This window comes from Streptomyces sp. KPB2 (assembly GCF_003950055.1).
GTDB lineage: Bacteria > Actinomycetota > Actinomycetes > Streptomycetales > Streptomycetaceae > Streptomyces > Streptomyces salinarius.
In genome coordinates this window covers 7,033,064-7,051,643 of record NZ_CP034353.1, presented here as the reverse complement: position 1 = coordinate 7,051,643, position 18,580 = coordinate 7,033,064, and the positions used below count along the sequence as shown (strand labels likewise).

Annotated in this window: 11 protein-coding genes; 8 read left to right on the top strand and 3 right to left on the bottom strand. The window is 70.1% G+C overall.

All coding sequences use genetic code 11. The features are described 5' to 3' along the window. Positions 1-51: 51 nt before the first annotated feature. Genes D1J63_RS31915 through D1J63_RS31900 form a run of 4 tightly spaced genes read left to right on the top strand, consistent with a single transcriptional unit; the run spans position 52 to position 11,820 of the window. Positions 52-4,821: a DEAD/DEAH box helicase gene (locus D1J63_RS31915; RefSeq protein ID WP_125633675.1), complete on the top strand. Its 4,770-nt coding sequence runs from the start codon at positions 52-54 to the stop codon at positions 4,819-4,821. After that, positions 4,818-6,722 carry a UvrD-helicase domain-containing protein gene (locus D1J63_RS31910; protein WP_125633673.1) on the top strand — a complete coding sequence of 635 codons (1,905 nt, stop codon included), beginning with the start codon at positions 4,818-4,820 and terminating at the stop codon, positions 6,720-6,722. Before D1J63_RS31915 ends, D1J63_RS31910 begins: the two co-directional genes overlap by 4 nt. Further along, positions 6,719-9,952, top strand: a complete 3,234-nt coding sequence (locus D1J63_RS31905; protein WP_125633671.1) for a helicase-related protein — start codon at positions 6,719-6,721, stop codon at positions 9,950-9,952. The genes D1J63_RS31910 and D1J63_RS31905 overlap by 4 nt, the downstream gene beginning before the upstream one ends. 5 nt (positions 9,953-9,957) lie before the next feature. Continuing rightward, complete coding sequence (locus D1J63_RS31900) at positions 9,958-11,820, top strand: DUF1998 domain-containing protein (protein ID WP_125633669.1); 1,863 nt, start codon at positions 9,958-9,960, stop codon at positions 11,818-11,820. A 117-nt stretch (positions 11,821-11,937) separates the two neighbouring features. Here D1J63_RS31900 and D1J63_RS31895 read toward each other — a convergent pair whose 3' ends face one another. Further along, the gene (locus tag D1J63_RS31895; protein ID WP_125633667.1) at positions 11,938-12,912 is read right to left on the bottom strand and encodes a WYL domain-containing protein; all 975 of its coding nucleotides are present in this window, start codon (positions 12,910-12,912) and stop codon (positions 11,938-11,940) included. 151 nt (positions 12,913-13,063) lie between these two features. Between D1J63_RS31895 and D1J63_RS31890 the strand changes: the two genes are divergently transcribed. Beyond that, on the top strand, positions 13,064-13,459 hold the full coding sequence (locus D1J63_RS31890) for a RidA family protein (RefSeq protein ID WP_125633665.1): 396 nt from the start codon (positions 13,064-13,066) through the stop codon (positions 13,457-13,459). Between the two features lie 35 nt (positions 13,460-13,494). Here the strand turns inward: D1J63_RS31890 and D1J63_RS31885 are convergent, their stop codons facing one another. Then, positions 13,495-13,908, bottom strand: coding sequence for an SgcJ/EcaC family oxidoreductase (locus tag D1J63_RS31885; protein WP_125633663.1), 414 nt, complete (start codon positions 13,906-13,908; stop codon positions 13,495-13,497). A 34-nt stretch (positions 13,909-13,942) separates the two neighbouring features. Continuing rightward, positions 13,943-14,698: a DUF2071 domain-containing protein gene (locus D1J63_RS31880; protein WP_125633661.1), complete on the bottom strand. Its 756-nt coding sequence runs from the start codon at positions 14,696-14,698 to the stop codon at positions 13,943-13,945. 164 nt (positions 14,699-14,862) lie between these two features. Between D1J63_RS31880 and D1J63_RS31875 the strand changes: the two genes are divergently transcribed. From D1J63_RS31875 to D1J63_RS31860, 3 genes are all read left to right on the top strand, one after another. After that, the gene (locus D1J63_RS31875) at positions 14,863-15,951 is read left to right on the top strand and encodes a MerR family transcriptional regulator (RefSeq protein ID WP_125633659.1); all 1,089 of its coding nucleotides are present in this window, start codon (positions 14,863-14,865) and stop codon (positions 15,949-15,951) included. Between the two features lie 194 nt (positions 15,952-16,145). Continuing rightward, positions 16,146-17,171 carry a LacI family DNA-binding transcriptional regulator gene (locus tag D1J63_RS31870; protein ID WP_125633657.1) on the top strand — a complete coding sequence of 342 codons (1,026 nt, stop codon included), beginning with the start codon at positions 16,146-16,148 and terminating at the stop codon, positions 17,169-17,171. Positions 17,172-17,386: 215 nt separating this feature from the next. After that, positions 17,387-18,556, top strand: a complete 1,170-nt coding sequence (locus D1J63_RS31860; protein ID WP_125633655.1) for a cellulose binding domain-containing protein — start codon at positions 17,387-17,389, stop codon at positions 18,554-18,556. The last annotated feature ends 24 nt before the right edge of the window (positions 18,557-18,580 follow it).

Below are 18,580 nucleotides of genomic sequence, written 5' to 3'. Positions count from 1 at the left end.
GCGGATGGTCCGTGCCGGTGCGCCACCCGCCTTCGAGGAGTACACACCTTCGTGAACAGACATGCGGACAGTGCCGTCCTGACGAAGATCGCCGAGCTCACCGAGCTGGCTTTGGGCACCTACGCCTTCAATCCCGACCGTGTCGAGGAGGACGCCAACGGCGAGCGTCGCATCCACCAGGGCGGATACGGCGACCGGCAACTCTTCGAGCTGGTGCAGAACGCCGCCGACGAACTGCGCGAGCAGCAGGGCGGCAAGATCCACGTGATCTTGACCGACGACCACCTGTACTGCGCGAACGAGGGAACTCCGATCACGACGGACGGCGCGGACACCATCTTGCGCATGGGCGTCTCCCGTAAGCGCGGTGGGCAGATCGGCCGTTTCGGGGTGGGCGTGAAGTCCGTCCTGTCGGTCACCCGTACCCCGCAGTTCTTCAGCACATCCGGATCGTTCGGATTCGACGCGGACTGGTCGGCGGCCGAGATCCTCGCGGCCGTCAACAAGGGACGCGTCGAGCGGGGATTGGCATCGGTGGACACGGTCGGCGAAACGCCGGTGCTCCGCCTGGCCCGGCCCCTGGACGTGGAGTGGGAGTGCGCCCGAGACGAGCGCCTGCGCGAACTACTGTCCTGGGCCACGACCGTCGTGCGGCTGCCCCTGCTGCCGGGGGCGGCCGGGCGTTTGGGCCTGGACATCCATCAATCGGGCCGGGGACGCAACGACGGCACCCGCGAGGAGTTCCCCCGCCTGTTCCAGCTCTTCTCCCACCATGTGGGCACGGTGGTGCTGGAGGACGTCCGGGTGATGCCGAAGGTACGCCGCGAGATCACCGTGGAGCACGAGGGCGTCTTCCACACCGTCCGTGAGACGCGCGGCGGCTCCCACGCCCAGATGGAGAGGTTCCGTGTCTTCACGGTGCCGCACCAGGTGACCGACGAGTCCCGCAACGCCGCCGGTGAGCTGCACGCCCGCGTCACCATCGACGTCTCTTGGGCGGTCCCCGAGTACAAGGTCAACGACCAGGGCATCCGGCAGGTCCCCAACGAGCGCGGATGGTTCTGGTCGTTCTTTCCGACCAAGTACGCCACCACGCTCAGCGGTGCGCTCAACGCGGCCTGGAAGACCAACGAGGACCGGCAGAACCTGCTCACCGGCAGCGCGCTCAACGACGAGCTGCTTCGGGTCGCGGCCAACCTGGTGGTCGGCTCCCTGCCGGAGCTGGCCGAGCCCGAGGATCCGGCGGCCTACCTGCCGCTGCTGCCCGGCCGCACCAAGGAGTCGCCGAACTGGGCCTGCGCTCGACTGACCGAGCTGGTGTGGAGGTTGACGGCCCAAAATCCGTCCCTGCCCGACCAGGACGGCACGTTGCGTGTCCCGGCCGAACTCCGCATCCACCCGGAGGGACTGCCGAAGGAGGCACTGCAACGCTGGCGCGCGTACCCCGGTCGACCCCGCAACTGGGTGCACCACTCAGTGGAGGCCGGCGGGCGCCGCGGCAAGCTGACCCACTTCCTGACCGCCGCGGACAAGCCGGTGGAGTCGGTGCGCGACTGGTTGGAGGCACTGGTCGAGGACGGCACCGTCGAGGCCTCTGCCGCCGCGATCCGTCTTCTGTCCCAGCTCTTGGACAAGCCGTCCGATCACGCACAGGAGGCCCGCCGTGCGCGGATCGTCCTGACCGCCGATCACGGTTTCGTCGCGCCCGTCCCGGGCAGCGTGTTTCGCAACTCCGGTGTCGACGGCCTGCCCGACGACCTGGTGTACGTCGACGAGCGGATCGCCTCCGACACGTCCCTGCTCCCGCACCTCGACCGTCTGGGAATCCGCGACGCAGACAGCCGTGGCCGATTCGAGAGCGTGCTCGACCAGGGCTTCACCGGCTACACCGCCGAGTCGTGGGCCCGCTTTTGGGAGCTGCTGCGCAGCGCCGGCGGCACCGCGCAGGTGCTGACCGTCCGCGCGAAGGTGCCGAACCTCGACCAGACGCTGCACGTCAAAACGGTCGCCGGTGCGTTCATCCCCATGAAGGACTGCCTGTTGCCCGGCAAGGTCGTCCCGCCGGACGGTTCGCGGGATGCGGAGATCACAGTCGACCTGTCCTTCCACGATGCCTCCGTCCTGCGGGATCTGGGCATGAAGGACCGCCCCACACGGGGCCACCGCCCCGAGCGGGACCCCTGGTTCGAGGCCTACCACCACGCACTGCACGACGAGTACCTGGAGAGCCTCGACAAGAAGGCCAGTCGTGTCCAGATGCACACCGTGCTCCTGGAGGGCTCGCCGACGGCCGGTCCGCTCCACCTCTTCGAGCGTCTTTCTCCCGAGGGCAGGGCCGCATTCCTCGACGCCATGCCGACCGAGGGACTGGTGGAGTCCTGGACTCGGCAGATCGGCCGCAACGTGAGCACCCGCACCCGGGTGGTCTCGCCCATCCTCTGGCTGCTGCGCCGCAGCGGGACCGTGCACACCTCCAAGGGACTGGTGTCGGTGCGTGACGCCGTCGGTCCGCAGCTGGCCGCCTACGCGCAGGTCCTGCCCGTGGCAACCATGCTCGAGCAGGACAAGGCGCGCCGTCTGGGACTGCCGACCTCGGTGGAGGAGGTCGCGCCAGGACGCTGGTCCCACCTTCTGGATCTGGCCAAGAACAGTGAGGACGACGCCCTGGTCGGCCGCACGTACGCCACGTTGATCCGCGTCGCCCTGGAACTGGTGGAGGTCGAGGAGACGGTGCGCTGCCGGGTGGGTGACGAGTGGCAGATGCGCCCGGACAACGAGATCGCTGTGGCCCTGACGCGCGCCGAGTACGAGGAGTTGATCCGGGAGAAGCACCCTGCGCTCCTCGTCGACGCCGAAGGCGACCGCGAGCAGGCGGAATACATGATCACCGAATGGGGGATGCGGCGGGTTTCGGACGTCGTCGAAAAGCGGGTGCGTGCCGTGCCGGTCGGCCTGCCGGTACCGCTGGTCGACGAGTATCCGCCCTTGCGTCAGCGGCTGGGCAGCCGCGCCAACGGGACCTTGTTGCAACGTTGTTCCGAGCTGGAAGAGGTCGTCCGCACGCCCAACGGCAGCCGGACCGAGCCGCTGGACGGGACCCGGCAGGAGCACACGGTGCTGGTGCCGGACAGTTTGTCGGTCGAGGAGGCACTCGTCATCGCCGACCGCGAGTTCGGCTGGCACATGGGGGTGGCCGGATGCCGGGCCCTGATCCAGAAGTACGAAGCGGACAAGGCCGACCGCGCCTATCAGGCCCGCCTGGCCGCCATCCGCCGCAGCGACAGCGTCATCGACAAGATCTCCATGATGATCGACGAAGAGGACATCAAGAGGGAGTTGCCCACCGGTCTGCTGGCCAGTGAGATCTCCGAGACCGGCAGCACGCCCGATGCCCGCAGGCTGGCCGAGATGGCCTACAACGCGCACGACGAGTCCGTGCTGAGGGTGCATGCCAAGGACATCGCCGCCCAGTACGCCAACGCGCCGCGCTACTTCGACGGCAGTGCCTCGGCGCTGCGGTTCGTGACCGATCTGGGATTTCCCGACTCGTTCGCCGGCGCACGCGTGCCCTCGCCACCGGCCAGGGAGGAGGCGCAGGGTCCCACGGAGTTCCCCGCTCTGCATCCCTACCAGGAGCGCCTGGCGTCGAAGCTGACCGAGCTGTTGACGCTGCCGTCGCCGCAGCGGGCCATGCTCAGCCTGCCGACCGGAGCGGGCAAGACCCGTGTCACGGCCGAAGGCGTCATCCGCTGGATCCGCGAAGCGGGCACCCCCCGAGGGCCGATCCTGTGGATCGCCCAGACCGAGGAACTGTGCGAACAGGCCGTCCAGTCCTGGAGGTTCGTCTGGGAGAAGGTCGGTGCGGATCAGCCCCTGGTCATCGACCGACTGTGGAGCAGCAACTCCGCCACTCCGGTCACCGGCCGCCCGCATCTGGTCGTGGCGACGGACGCAAAGTTGGGTGTGTGTCTGCACTCGGACGAGTACGCGTGGCTGCGCCGGGCGTCCCTCGCACTGGTCGACGAGGCGCATGTGGCCACGTCGCCCGAGTACACCAAGATTTTCGAGCAGCTCGGCCTGACCCGTTGGGAGACTTCCCGTCACCTGGTCGGTCTGACCGCAACCCCGTTCCGCAACGACGCCGAGCGCACCCGGCAACTCGCTCAGCGGTTCGGCAACCGCCGCCTGGACGAAGGGGTCTTCCTCGACGAGCCCATTGCGAGCCTGCAGCAGTTGGGCGTGTTGTCGCAGGTCGAGCATCGCGAGCTGGCCGGTGCCCGGATGCAGCTCAACCCCGACGAGCTGCGGGCGGTCGAGCAGTTCAACGGCTTCTTGCCCAAGGGCGCGGAGCAGCGTCTGGCCGAGGACGAGACGCGCAACCAGATGCTGCTGGACCAGATCGCGACGATGCCCGACGACTGGCCGGTGCTGGTGTTCGCCACGTCCGTCTCGCATGCCAAGTTCCTCGCCGCCAAACTCGGCGACCGCGGCATCCGGGCGGCGGCGATCGACTCGGCGACTCCGACCGCGGAGCGGCGCAAGCGAGTGGAGGCGTTCCGCAAGGGCCAGGTCCGGGTCATCACCAATTACGGCGTGCTCACGCAGGGATTCGACGCGCCCGCGACCCGGGCCGTGGTCATCGCCCGTCCCGTCTACAGCGCCAACAGCTACCAGCAGATGATCGGCCGTGGTCTGCGCGGACCCCGCAACGGCGGCAAGGACACCTGCCTGATCCTCGACGTGCGCGACAACATCGTCAACTACGACGCCGGTCTTGCCTTCACCGAGTTCGAGTACCTGTGGAAGAAGGGACAGCGGTGACCGTCACGCAGGGAGTGGGTCTCTCCCTCACCTCCGCGCAGCTGTCCGTCGTGGCGCAGCCCTGGGATGCCAGGACGCTCGTCACAGCGGGCGCGGGCGCGGGCAAGACCACCACCCTCACCCACCGGCTTGAACATCTGACCGGCACCGAGGAACTTCAGGCGGGCGAGATCCTCGTGTTGAGCTTCTCCCGCGCCGCCGTGCGGGAACTGCGTGAGCGTGTCGACAAGCTCGCCACCACCGCCCGCCAGGTGCGCGCCCAGACCTTCGACGGTTGGGCACTGTCCGTGCTGCTGCTGGAAAACCCCCAGCGTGACGACCTGGCCGGTACCAGCTTCGATCAGCGCATCGCGATGGCCACGCAGGCCATCGAGCGGGGCGTGCTCGACGCCTCGGAGCAGGGGGTGCCCGCGCACGTCGTCATCGACGAAGTGCAGGACCTGGTGGGCGTGCGTCGCGACATGGTCGAGGCACTCCTCGATCGGTACGCGGACGATTGCGGCTTCACGGTGGTCGGCGACGCCGCGCAGGCGATCTACGGCTTCCAGGTCGCCGACCCCGAGGAGCGTGCGAGCGAGACGAACCTCTTCTTCCGATGGGTGCGCGGTTCGTTCGGCGACGACCTCGTCGAAGTCGTCCTCTCCGACAACTTCCGAGCCCGCACGGAAGAGGCCCGTCTCGCGCTGCCGTACGGGCCGAGACTGCAAAACCTGCCCGGCGACCGTGCGGAGGCAGCCACAGAAGCGGAGGCGGTGTACACCGAGCTGTGCGCCCGGCTCGCGTTCACTCCCGACTTCGGCGAGCTCGACGATGCGTTCACTTTGGCTTCGTTGCGGGAGTTTCAGGGCACGACGGCGATCCTGTGTCGCGACAACGGCCAGGTCCTGCGCCTGTCGGAACGGCTGCAGCAACTGGGCGTGGATCACCGCATCCAGCGTTCGCCCCGCTCGCGTCCGGCACCGCCGTGGGTGGCCCAACTGCTGCAGGCGACCAGCGCAGCGCAGTTGACCGAGGACCGTTTTCTCGACCTGGCGGTGCTGCCGCCCACCTGGGACAGCTCGCGCACGTGGCACTCGCTGCGGCGCTGCGCCGCAGGTACCCGGGGCACCCTCGACCTGGAGGCGCTTGGCCGGGCGGTCGTCGATGGACGGCTGCCCGACGAACTGACGGCACCGCCCGCCCATCCGCTCATCCTGTCCACGGTGCACCGGGCCAAGGGCTTGGAGTTCGACCGCGTCCTGATCGTCGAGCCGCCCGCCCCGTCCGAATGGCGTGGTGCGCATCCGGATGCGCCGGCCGAGGCACGTCTGTTGTACGTGGCGATGACCCGGCCGCGTGACGACGTCTACCGACTCGAGCGCCCTCCCACCTGGATGATGCGCAAGCACAAGCAGATCGACCGCTGGTACATCGGTGGCCGGCAGACGTACGTACGTGCCGGTATCGAGGCGACCGATCTGGACGTCTGCCACGAGGCTCCCGCGGGTGCCGGGGAGCCGATCGGCGACCCCCTGGCCATCCAGCAGTACGTGCGAGAGGGTGTGCGCGACGGCGACCCGGTGGAGCTGCGCAGGCTCCACGACCTGCCCGCCTCCGCCGTGGAGACGCCCCCGTACGGGGTCTTCCACGACGACCGGCCGATCGGAAGCGTCTCCGAGCGCTTCCGCCACGACCTGTGGCGCCTTTTGAAGATCAATGCCGGGTGGAAGGTCGAGCGGTGGCCGTGCCGCATCACGGACCTGCGCATCGACACCGTCGAGAGTGTCGCCGGCTTCCCTGCTCTCACCCAGCGCCTGGGCCTGGGCGACAGAGGGCTCTGGCTCGCCCCGCGTCTGTGCGGTCTGGGCCACTTCGACTGGACCCACGCCGAATCCGTTCCGGAAGGACACCACCACTCGTGACCGCACCGTCGCCGCACACGGCGCACTACCAACTGCGCTCCGACCTGCGCGCCGCGCTGCGCAAGGATCTGCTCGGCCCCCACGGGGGCGAGCAGGAGACCCTCACCGACGACGCGCCGATCACCGCTTACCCGATCGGCGTTCTCTTCCCCCAAGCCTCCGCCGGCGACGACGGCACGCAGCCGTCCTTGTCGCTCGGCGACGAGGACGGTGTCGACACACCACCCGACGTCGTCCTGGGAGACGACGCCGAACAGGGCGCCTCCGACCTGGGTATCGCGCTGGCCAATCTGCGCAAGCCCTCCTCCATGGGACTGACCTTCGCCGTCGACCCTGCGGTGTCCCCTCAGGTGACGGTCACGGTCACCGCGGCACGCTACGTCCCCGAGGACGAGGCGGGTCGGCGCATCGAGCCGCGCCGCAGCGAAGCCCGCAGCACCGAGCGGCAAAAGGAACGCTGGCGCCGCGAGCCCCTGGCGTGCGAGCCGGGCCGCATCGACGTCCGATGGCCGGGTTCGGTCAAGGGCCTGTCATGTGAGGGCCTGGAATGGCGAGCTCTGGTGCGCCCGGCCGTCGAGGGCACCGTCACGGTCACGGTGACAGTGGTGAACACGCTGACGGCCGGCGAGTTCGACCTGCAGGACGCCTACTGCTTCTTCCAGCCGGAAGTGAGCGTCCACGGCGAGGAGGGCACCCGCCCCTTCGTGGAGCGCCCCGCCCGCCTCGGCGCCGCCGACGACGAGCAGGCTCTCAGCCGGCTTCTGAACCGCCATGCTCCCGTGTTCGCCACCGGCCACGGCACGTCGGTCGCCTGGAAGTGGCAGGCGTCGCCGCTGCGTACACCCATGCCTGACCGCGCCGCGGTCGCGTCGGTGCGCACCGAGTTCGTGCCCACGCACGAGGTGCTGCTGACCGACTCCAACCCTCACATCGACGACCAGGCGCTGACCATGCACGGCCTGGGGCATGGCTCGCGCGAGGACGTGGTCGCCGCCCTCACCCGCCTGCTCAAGGGGTACGAGGAATGGATCGAGGCGCGCGAGGAAGAAGCTCTCACCCTGGCCGGCACGGCCCACGAGGCCTCCGCGCGACGGCAGCTCGAGTTGTGTCGCCTGGCCTTGGGACGGATGCGGCGGGGCGTGGCCCTGCTGGCCGACGAACGGCAACCCAACGTCCTCCCCGCCTTCCGGTGGGCCAACCAGGCCATGGCTCAGCAGCGTGCCCGCACGGCCTGGATCAAGGAAGGCAGAAGCGGTGAACCGCAGGTCGACAAGGGCAAGTGGCGGCCCTTCCAGATCGCGTTCATGCTGTTGTGCCTGGAGGGGATCGTCAATCCGAACCACGAAGACCGCGAGGTCGCTGACCTGCTGTGGTTCCCCACCGGCGGCGGCAAGACCGAGGCCTACCTCGGCTTGATCGCATTCACCACGTTCTGGCGCAGACTGCGCGACGGGGCACGCGGCCATGGCGTGACCGTGGTGATGCGCTACACCCTGCGTCTGCTCACGCTCCAGCAGTTCGAACGGGCCGCGGCACTGATCTGCGCGATGGAGCGGGTGCGCGCCGAGCAGGAGACGCAGTTGGGCACCGAGCCGGTGTCGCTGGGCATGTGGGTGGGCAAGTCGGCCACCCCCAACGATCTGGAGAGTGCCCAGGACCGCCTGGACAAGCTGCGCCGTGAGCCGGGCAAGTCCCTGCAGAAGGAGAATCCGGTCCAACTGCAGGCCTGCCCGTGGTGTGGAGAGCCGCTGACCGCCTTCGACTACGAGGTCCGTGAAAGTGCCCACCGCATGATCGTGCGATGCCCGAGCACGAGCTGCGCCTTCAACACCGATGACGGACTGCCCGTTCACCTGGTCGACGAGGCGGTCTACGACGCGCATCCCACTCTCGTCATCGCCACCGTCGACAAGTTCGCCTCCATGCCGTGGCGCCCGGCCACAGCGGCCTTGTTCAACCGGGACGAACCGGGCGGCCCGCTCCCGCCGGAGCTGATCGTCCAGGACGAGCTGCATCTCATCTCCGGGCCGCTGGGGACGTTGACCGGCCTGTACGAGACGGCCGTGGACGTGCTGGCGGACCGTCCCAAGGTGGTGGCGTCCACGGCGACCATCCGCCGGGCCACGGAACAGGTCGGAGCCCTGTTCGACCGTCGCACCGCCCAGTTCCCGCCGGCCGGGCTGGACGCACGCGACTCATGGTTCGCGGTGGAGACCCCGCGCGAGGACAAGGCCTCCCGCCGCTACATCGGACTGCTCACCCCGAGCACCAGCCAGGCGACCCTCCTGGTGCGCACCTACGCCGCCTTGCTGGACGCGGCCGCCCGCACCGACGCCGAGGACGAGGTCAAGGACGCCTACTGGACCCTGGTCGGCTACTTCAACAGTCTGCGCCTGTTGTCGGCCGCCGAGCTGCAGGTCCTCGACGACGTCCAGGACCGCCTGGAGCTGCTCGGCACGCGCGCCGCGGCCGCCCCCCGTACGGCGGCCCAGCTGATCGAGCTGAGCAGTCGGGCCGACTCCAGCGCTGTCCCCCGACATCTGCGCCAGCTGGGGCGGCAGTTGCCCGACCCCGACACCCTGGACGTCTTGCTCGCCACAAACATGATTTCCGTAGGGGTCGACATCGATCGGCTCGGTCTGATGGCGGTCATGGGTCAGCCGCAGACCACCGCCGAATACATCCAGGCCACCAGTCGCGTCGGCCGCCGACACCCGGGCCTGGTCGCGGTCATGTACAACTCGGCACGCTCCAGGGACCGTTCGCACTACGAGTCCTTCCCCTCCTTCCACTCGGCCCTGTACCGCGAGGTGGAATCGACCAGCGTCACACCCTTCTCCTCGCGCGCCCGCGACCGAGGACTGCACGCCGTCGTCGTCGCCCTGACCCGACTGATGCTGCCCGCCGCCCGCCCCAACGAGGCCGCCGCCCACATCGCGGGCTTCATCGACGACGTCAACGCTCTCGTCCGCCCCTGCGTCCTCGCCCGCGTAGACAAAGTGAACGATCTCGAACGCAAGGCGACGGCCCAGAGCTTTGATCAGTTCGTGCGGTGGTGGCTCGCCGAAGCCGCCGACAACCCGGAGTTGGTCTACGAAGCTCGGCGCGGCTCGCACCAACCCGCCCTCCTCGCCGGCTTCGACGACGAGGACACCGAGACAGCCGGCTGGTCCACCCTGTGGAGCCTGCGCGACGTCGATGCCGAATCCACCCTTTTCCTGGAGCGCTGACCGCCATGACCCCGCCCCCGCCCCCGCGCCGCCGACGCGGCACCGGCGCCGCCGTCGTCCGTCCTCGCAAGCTCGGCGGCGTACGACGCTCCCAGATGGTGACGACCTACGGCGTCGGCGCGATGATCGCCGTGGACAACGAGTCGTTCATCGTCGCCGGCCTCGACTCCTGGGACATCTCCGACGCCCCCGAGGTCCTGGAGCGTCGTCTGGCCCGACTGCTGAAGGTGCGCTCCTTCCGCCAGCCACCCGCCCCGGACCCGGACAGGGCAACCGACGGCGTGCGCGTGCGACGCTTCCCGAACATGTACTCCTGCCCCAAGTGCGCGACACTACAGTCTTTCCACAAGTTCAACTCCGCACCTCGCACAGCCCGTTGCGGCCAGTGCGAGGAGGATCTCGTCCCCTCCCGCTTCGTGCTCGCCTGCAACAACGGCCACATCTCGGACTTCCCGTACTGGCGGTGGGTGCACCGCGGCAGCGGACACATCGGTGGCCTGTGCGGCGGTGCCCTGTCGCTGGGCACCAACGGCAGCACGGCGTCGCTTCGTTCCATCGTCGTCTCGTGCAGCTGCGGCGTGCCGGATGTGTCCATGGAGGGCGCCTTCCGCAGCCGCGTCCTCAAAGATCTCGGCATTCGTTGCGAGGGGGGTCGCCCGTGGTTGAAGGACGCCCCAGTCGAGGGATGCGACCAGACGCCGCGGGCCATGCAGCGAGGCTCCTCGGCCGTCTGGCATCCTCTGGTCGCCAGCGCCCTGTCCATTCCGCCGTGGGGTGAGGGCCTGCACAAGCTGGTGGAGAAGCACAAGCTGCTCGGCGCTTCCGAGGACGTTGTCCGCTGGTTCGCCAAGAACCACGTTGCCCTGCTGAAGAGCGTCGATGCGACGGCCGAGGACCTCATCCAGCTCGTCCGAGCCATCGAGGAGGACGACCCGCAGGCCGACCAGGACGACACTCCCGGGCCCAAGGCCCGCAGCGCGCTGCGACAGGAGGAGTACACCCGGCTGGTGCGCGGCAATCCTGAGCAATACACCGCCGAGTGGCAGCCTTTCGTGTGTGAGAAACCGCTGGGTTCGCCATCCGTCCTCAAGCCTCTGGGGCTGCGGGACACCATGCTGGTCAAGCGGCTGCGCGAGGTGCGGGCCCTGGCATCCTTCATGCGCGGCGACCTGCCGAGCGAGGCGGATCCGGCCCATCGCATGGCACCGCTGACCCTTTCCGAGGACGTCGACTGGCTCCCGGCGGTGGAGGTGCTCGGCGAGGGTGTGTTCGTGCGCCTGAACGAGGACAGACTGCGGTCCTGGGAGACCGATCCGACGGTGATCGCCCGGGCCCAGCGCATCCGCGACAATCACCTGATGCTGCTCAGGCGTCGCGCCAGTGGGTCCAAGACCGCCGAGCAGCCCCAGGAGAACGAGAACGCGATCGACTCACCAGTCACTCCCCGCTACCTGATGCTCCACACTCTCGCGCACATCCTGATCAACGAGTGGAGCCTGGACGGTGGCTATCCGGCCTCCGCCCTGCGCGAGCGCGTCTACTGCGACGACGACATGGCAGGCCTGCTGCTCTACACCGCCACCAGCGACTCTGCCGGCAGCCTCGGCGGCATCGTCGCCCAGGGCGAACCCGAGCGGCTGGCCCACAGCCTGCAAGCCGCCATCGCCCGCACCGCTTGGTGCTCCAACGACCCGCTGTGCATGGAATCGGAGGCCGCGGGCGTCGACAACGTCAACCTCGCCGCCTGCCACGCCTGCGTCCTGCTGCCCGAGACCAGCTGCGAAACCAACAACAGCTTCCTCGACCGGGCCCTGCTGATCGGCACGCCTACCGGCACGGTGCCGGGATACTTCCAGGACCATATGTAACGCCGGCCCGGGGTGGGGCGAGGTGGAACCACCGCGCCCCACCCCGTCGACATCCCCGCAAGGCACTGACTCGATTCGGCCGGCCGCAACGGCTCCTGCGAGGTGCGGCCGCGGGGCTCAGGTCGGCGTTCCGTAGCGGGACGCGACCATCGCCGCGCGGTCGTGCAGGGCGGTGCGCAGCCACTGCGGGGCCAGGACCTCCGTGTACATCACGTGCTGCCACACCGCCCATTCGGCGTGTCGTGCGTCCTGGAACTCGACGTTCAGCCGGAGCCAGCCGTCCGCGTCGGCCTCCTCTGCGCGGACCGCGAGGACGGTGCCGACCACCTGTTCCCGGTGGGCGGGGTCCACCCGTATCAGTACGGCGCTTCTGTCGCCGCCGGTGCGGAACCGTGCGTTGCGGTCGCGCCAGGCGCGGTCGAGGTCGACCGTGTCCGGTCGCTGCGCGGCCTCGTCGAGTTCCTCGGCGGCCAGGACCCGGCACAACCGGTAGGTGCGGTCCTCGGCGCCGCGCTTGGCCAGCAGATAGCCCTGGTCCCTGACGGTGACCAGACCGATGGGGTCCACCGTGCGCCACTTCGGGGGCCGGCCCACGGCCTCGTAGTGAATGCGCAGTCTGTGGCCGGCGAACACCGCCCGACGGACCTCGGCGACGATGGATTCGGGGACCTCCTCGGGGGCCACTCGACGCGAGAGCAGGTCGGTCTCCGGGTCGACGAGCAAGCGCTGCGCCGCTCCGGCCGCGGTGTCGCGCAGCCCCTCGGGCAGGGCGTCGACCACTTTGAGCATGGCCGAGGCCAGCGCCGACCCGAGGCCGAACAGCTGTGCTCCGCGCCGTGATCCGGCGACCAGAAGGGCGAGAGCCTCGTCGTGATTCAGGCCGGTGAGCGCCGTCTGGAAGTCCGGCAACAGGGCGAACCCGCCGTGGCGACCGCGCTCCGCGTACACCGGGACACCCGCCGCGGACAGGGCTTCCATGTCGCGGAGCACCGTCCTCGTGGACACCTCCAGCTCACGGGCGAGGCTGTCCGCGGTCGTCCGGCCCCGCTGACGCAGCAGGAGCACCAGGGAAACCAACCGATCGGCCCGCATATGAGGACCCTAGCGAAAATACATGACCAAGGATGTCATGTTTTGTTGGAAGGCTCTCTCAACACGGCGTCACCGCGCGGCGGTTGCCGACGCGGTGGACGTGGTCAGTGTCAGTGTCAGTGTCAGTGAGACGAAGAGGGCAGGTGCGGCGATGGAACGCAGCGCGGTCAACCCGGTGTCGTGGTCGGTCGACATGGGCTTCAACCAGGGGGAGGTGGTCTCCGGGCACTCGCGCACCCTGTACATCTCGGGCCAGACGTCGATGAGCAAGGAAGGCAGGCCCGAGCACGAGGGTGACATGGCGGCGCAGCTCGCGCTGAGCGTCGACAACGTCGAGGCGGTGCTCGCCGAGGCACGCATGTCCTTGTCGAACCTGGTCCGGCTGAACGTCTACACGACCGACGTCGACCTGCTCTTCCAGCACTACGGTGTGCTGGCGGGCCGGCTGGGCGCCGCCGGCGTCGCGCCCGCCACCACCATGCTGGGTGTCACACGCCTGGCCGTCCCGGGTCAGCTGGTCGAACTCGAGGGCACCGCCGTTTCCTGACGCGACCGCGGGTCCGCCGGGACCGGGTACGTGCCTCACTCACGGCGGACTTCGGTGTTCTGGCCGACGTGCAGCAGCCAGCGGCCGTCGGCCTGTCTGGTCATGACGTACAGCGGTGTGCCCTCCGTGTCGCCCTCGGGCGAGTGGTAGACCTGCCGGACCTTGACCGCCGCCACGTCGGGGCGCAGGAACCGCGTGTGGGCCACCTCGTAGGTGACCTCGCCGTCCCAGACCGCGTCGGGCAGTACCTTGCGGGTGAACGCGGCGATCGCGTCCAGGCCCAGCAGCACCTTGCCGTGGGCGGTGGTCCAGAGCGCGTCGGGATGGAAGAGGGCGAGGAATCCCTCGGCGTCCTTGGCGCGCTGGGTGCGTTCGACGGTGGCCACCACGCCTTCGATGGCTTCGAGGTCGACGGTCTCTGCTTCGGTGGGTACGGCCTTCGGGTCCATGCGGATCACTGTCGTACCTCGACCGCGCTTGAGGTCAAGCGGCGAGTGGCCGGGGAGCCGGCCGGGCCGGGCGCCCGAGGCGGACCGGTACTCCCGGCGAGTAGAGGACGCTGACCGGACCGGCCGTCGGGGCGGGTATGCCGGCGCTCTCGACCAGGTCCTCGTCGCACGAGAGGAGTCGGGCCCGGTGCAGGGGCCAGCGGGGGTGGTCGTTGGGCAGGTACGCGGCCCCGCCGAAGAACGTGTTGTGCATGCCCCAGCGGGCGGTGAGGAAGTGTTCCAGGGCCGTTGGCTCGTGGATGCGCTCCCCGGGCCGTACGGTGATGCGGCTGTACGCGCCGCGCGGACCGGGCCAGCGGCGGGTACTGGTGTAGGTCACGGTGTCGCCCACCGGGCGGACGGTCATGCGTGACCACAGGTAGGGCAGCCGGAAGCCGACACGTCCCATCACCACCGGCAGCAGCCGCGCGGCGTCCATGGACCGGAAGACCACGCCGCGCCGCCCGTGCGCGTCCACGCTGTACAGACGCACGTTCGTCTCCGGAAACGACCCGAAGTAGGGGACCCCGGGCAGCCGGAGCCAGCCGACCCGGTGCATGCGGAACGCGACGAGCCCCACGTACGTGCGCCCGTCGTGCGTGTCGGGCACCGTGCCACTCGGCATCAGTCCCGCCACGGCGGTGGGCTCGACGGCCCAGTGGATGAAGGCGAGGTCGAGCCACTCCTGGGTGAGGAGCGGCGTCCGTATCGCCGTGGGGGCGTCCGGGGTGACGGCGCTGGGATTCTGCACGACGCAAGAATGACAGGCGCGGGGGTCGCGCCGGCCGGCAGGCCGCCAGGGCGGCAGGCCCGGCAGGCCCGGCAGGCCGGCAGGCCGGCAGGCCGCTGCGGGAACGCCCCGCGTTTGACCCTCGACCTGGTCGAGGACCCAGGCTTTCGGACGTGGAGAGCGAGATGCGCAGCATTGGGGAGATGGCCCGCGACAGCGGACTGGGCGTGAGCGCCCTGCGGTTCTACGACCGTGCCGGTGTGCTGGTCCCCGCCCGGGTCGATCCGGTGAGCGGCTACCGCTGGTATGCCCCCGAGCAGCTGGAGGAGGCCAGGGTGCTCGCCCGGCTGCGAAGGGCCGGCATGCCGCTGGCGGACATCCGGCTGGCCCTGGCCGGCTGGTCCGGCGCGGACGCCGACCTGGTGCGCAGGCTGCTCCGGGCGCACGTGCGCCGTCTCGAACAAGGGCTGGCCGAGGCACGCAGCGAGTTCTTCACTCTCCGAGCCCTACTCGATCACAGGGAGAACCCCATGACCGCTTCGCCGCGTACCGGCACCGTCCGACTGTCCCTTTCCGCGCCCCGACTGGCGAGCGCGCTCGACGCGGTGCGGTTCGCCGTCGGCGAGGACCCCGAGCTGCCGATGCTCGGCGGGGTCCTGTTCGACGTCGAGGACGACGCGCTCCGCCTCGTGGCGACCGACCGCTACCGGATGGCCGTCGCCCGCAGCACCTGCGCCGGACACGGCGGAGGGCGTGAACAGGTCGTCGTGCCCACCCCGCTCGTCGACGCGATGCGCGCGCTGCTCGGGGACGAAGAACCCGTCCGTATCGCTGTGGACGCCGACCGTGTGACGCTGGAGGCCGGGGAGCGTCAGGTGTCGGGGCGGCGTCTGACCCACGACTTCCCCGACTACCGCCGTCTCGTCCAGCTGCCGGCCGGGCGTCGGGTCGTCGTCGATGCGCCCGCGCTCCGGGAGGCGTTGGAGGCCGGCCCCGTCCGCGCGGCCGGGGCGAGCGAGCCCGGCCGGTCCGCGCGCGACGTCAGTGTGCTGGCGACGGCGGACGACGGCACGGTGACCGTCCGCGGGGACGGCGACGAGGACGAAAACAGCGTCGGCGTCGACCGCGGGTTCCTGCTGGACGCGCTCGCCGCCGCCGACCGGGACCGTCTCGTCCTGGAGTTCGGCGCCGCGCCCACGGCACCGCTGGCGGTCCGCCGGACGGACGACCAGGAGACGTTCTCGCTGCTCATGCCGGTCCGCCTGGACGACTGACGGCGAGCCGGCCGCCCTCCCCCATTCCGTGCACACCGCCGTGTACACCGCCGTGCACCCCGCCGTACTCGCCCGGCGCGGCCCGACCCGGCCACGGAACCCGGGATCGGCCGGCACCACCCTCACGATCGCCCCGCCGGGACGGGGCGGGTCACCGTAGTATCGGATGATCTCGTGGGGGAAGGCGGGCGGACATGGGCAGGCAGCGTCCCGGTACGCCGACGCTGGAGGAGGTGGCCGCCCTCGCCGGCGTGGGCCGAGGCACCGTCTCGAGGGTCGTCAACAACGCCGCGGGCGTGCGGGACTCGACACGCCGCGCCGTGCAGCGGGCCATCGCGGAACTGGGCTACGTTCCGAATCTCGCGGCCCGTTCCCTGGCGGGGCACCGTGCCGACGCGGTCGCGCTGGTGATGACGGAGCCCGACTGGCGGCTGTTCGGGGAGCCGTTCTTCACCGCGATCGTCCACGCGGTCGGCGACGCCCTGACCGACACGCCGGTGCAGTTGCTGCTCACCCTGGTCCGCACGGACACCGAGCGGCAACGGTTCGTGGAGTACGCGCGCGGCGGCCGGGTCGACGGAGTGCTGCTCATGTCCGTGCACGCCGAGGACCCGCTGCCGGACATGCTCGCCGAGGCGGGACTGCCCACCGTCATGCTGGGCCGGCGTTCCGGCGAGGAGAGCGTCACCTATGTCGACGCCGACAACGCGGGCGGTGCGCGCGGCGCGGTCGCGTATCTGCTGGACGCCGGCCGGAGCACGATCGGGGCCGTCAGCGGACCGCTCGACATGTACGTCGCCCAGTGCCGCCTGCGCGGGTACCGGGAGGCGCTGGAGTCGGCCGGCGTGGCGGCCGAGGATTCGCTGGTCGTCGAGGGGAGCGACTTCACGGAGGAGAGCGGGCACCGGGCGACGGCCGAGCTGCTCACCCGGCACCCGGAGCTCGACGCGGTGTTCGCCGCGTCGGACACCCTGGCCGCCGGGGCGCTCAGTGCGCTGCGGGCAGCGGGCCGCCGGGTGCCGCAGGACGTGGCGGTGATCGGTTTCGACGACTTCCATCCGGCCCGGCCCACGGACCCGCCGCTGACGACGGTCCGCCAGCCGCTGCAGGAGATCGGCCGCACGATGGTGCGGCTGCTGCAGGAGGAGATGGAGGACTCCCCCGTCGCCTGGCGACACGTCATCCTCCGTACGGAACTGGTGGTCCGGGACTCCGCCTGACCGCCCGGCCCGCCGGGAGCGCTCCCGGCGGAGACGTCTGCGACCTGGGGCTTCGAGATTTGTTCGACAACGCGGGCGTGCACAGTCTTGTCAGGAACATGAACCGCTCCTACAGTCCTCAATCAACCGGTAAGTGGGAGCGCTCCCATCAGTGGGGAGTTGGGAGCGCTCCCGCACCGGCCCCTCCTTCCCCCCGCACCCCCCGGAGAGGCCCGATGCGAACGTTACGGCCGTTACGGCCCCGAGTCCGCGCCCCGCGTGGCCTCTTGGGCGTCCTGAGCGCGACCCTGGCGACCTTCGCCCTCGCCGCGTCGATGGTCACCGCCGCGGCGCCGGCCCAGGCGGACACCACCCTCTGCGAACCCTTCGGGACGACGACGATCCAGGGACGGTACGTCGTCCAGAACAACCGCTGGGGCTCGAGCGCCACCCAGTGCGTCACCGCCACCGACACCGGCTTCCGGGTCACGCAGGCCGACGGCTCGGTACCGACCAACGGGGCGCCCAAGTCGTACCCGTCGGTCTTCAACGGCTGCCACTACACGAACTGTTCGCCGGGCACCAGCCTCCCCGCCCGGCTCGACACCGTCTCCCGGGCGCCGTCCAGCATCTCCTACGGCTTCGTCGACAACGCCGTCTACAACGCCTCGTACGACATCTGGCTGGACCCGACCGCCCGGACCGACGGGGTCAACCAGACCGAGATCATGATCTGGTTCAACAAGGTGGGCCCCATCCAGCCCATCGGCTCCCCGGTGGGCACGGCGACCGTCGGTGGACGGACCTGGGAGGTCTGGAGCGGCGGCAACGGCACCAACGACGTGCTGTCGTTCGTGGCGCCGTCGGCGATCAGCGGCTGGAGCTTCGACGTCATGGACTTCGTCCGGGCGACCGTGGCGCGCGGACTGGCCGAGGAAGACTGGTACCTGACGAGTGTGCAGGCAGGGTTCGAGCCCTGGCAGAACGGCGCCGGGCTGGCCGTGAACTCCTTCTCCTCCACCGTCGAGACCGGCGGCACCCCGGGCGGCACGGACCCCGGTCCGGACCCCGGCGATCCGGGTGACGCGTCGGCGTGCGAGGTGTCGTACGGCACGAACGTGTGGCAGGACGGTTTCACCGCCGACGTCACCGTCACCAACACGGGCACGGAGCCCGTCGACGGCTGGCAGCTCGCCTTCACCCTGCCCTCCGGTCAGCGGATCGCCAACGCCTGGAACGCCTCCGTCACGCCCGCCACGGGCAGCGTCACGGCGACCGGCCTGAGCCACAACGCCCGGATCGCACCCGGCGGCAGCCTGTCGTTCGGTTTCCAGGGCACCTACAGCGGCACGTTCGCCGAGCCGGCCGGCTTCCGCCTGAACGGCACCGCCTGCACCGCAGACTAGCGGCGCCGCCCCACCGCCTCCCCG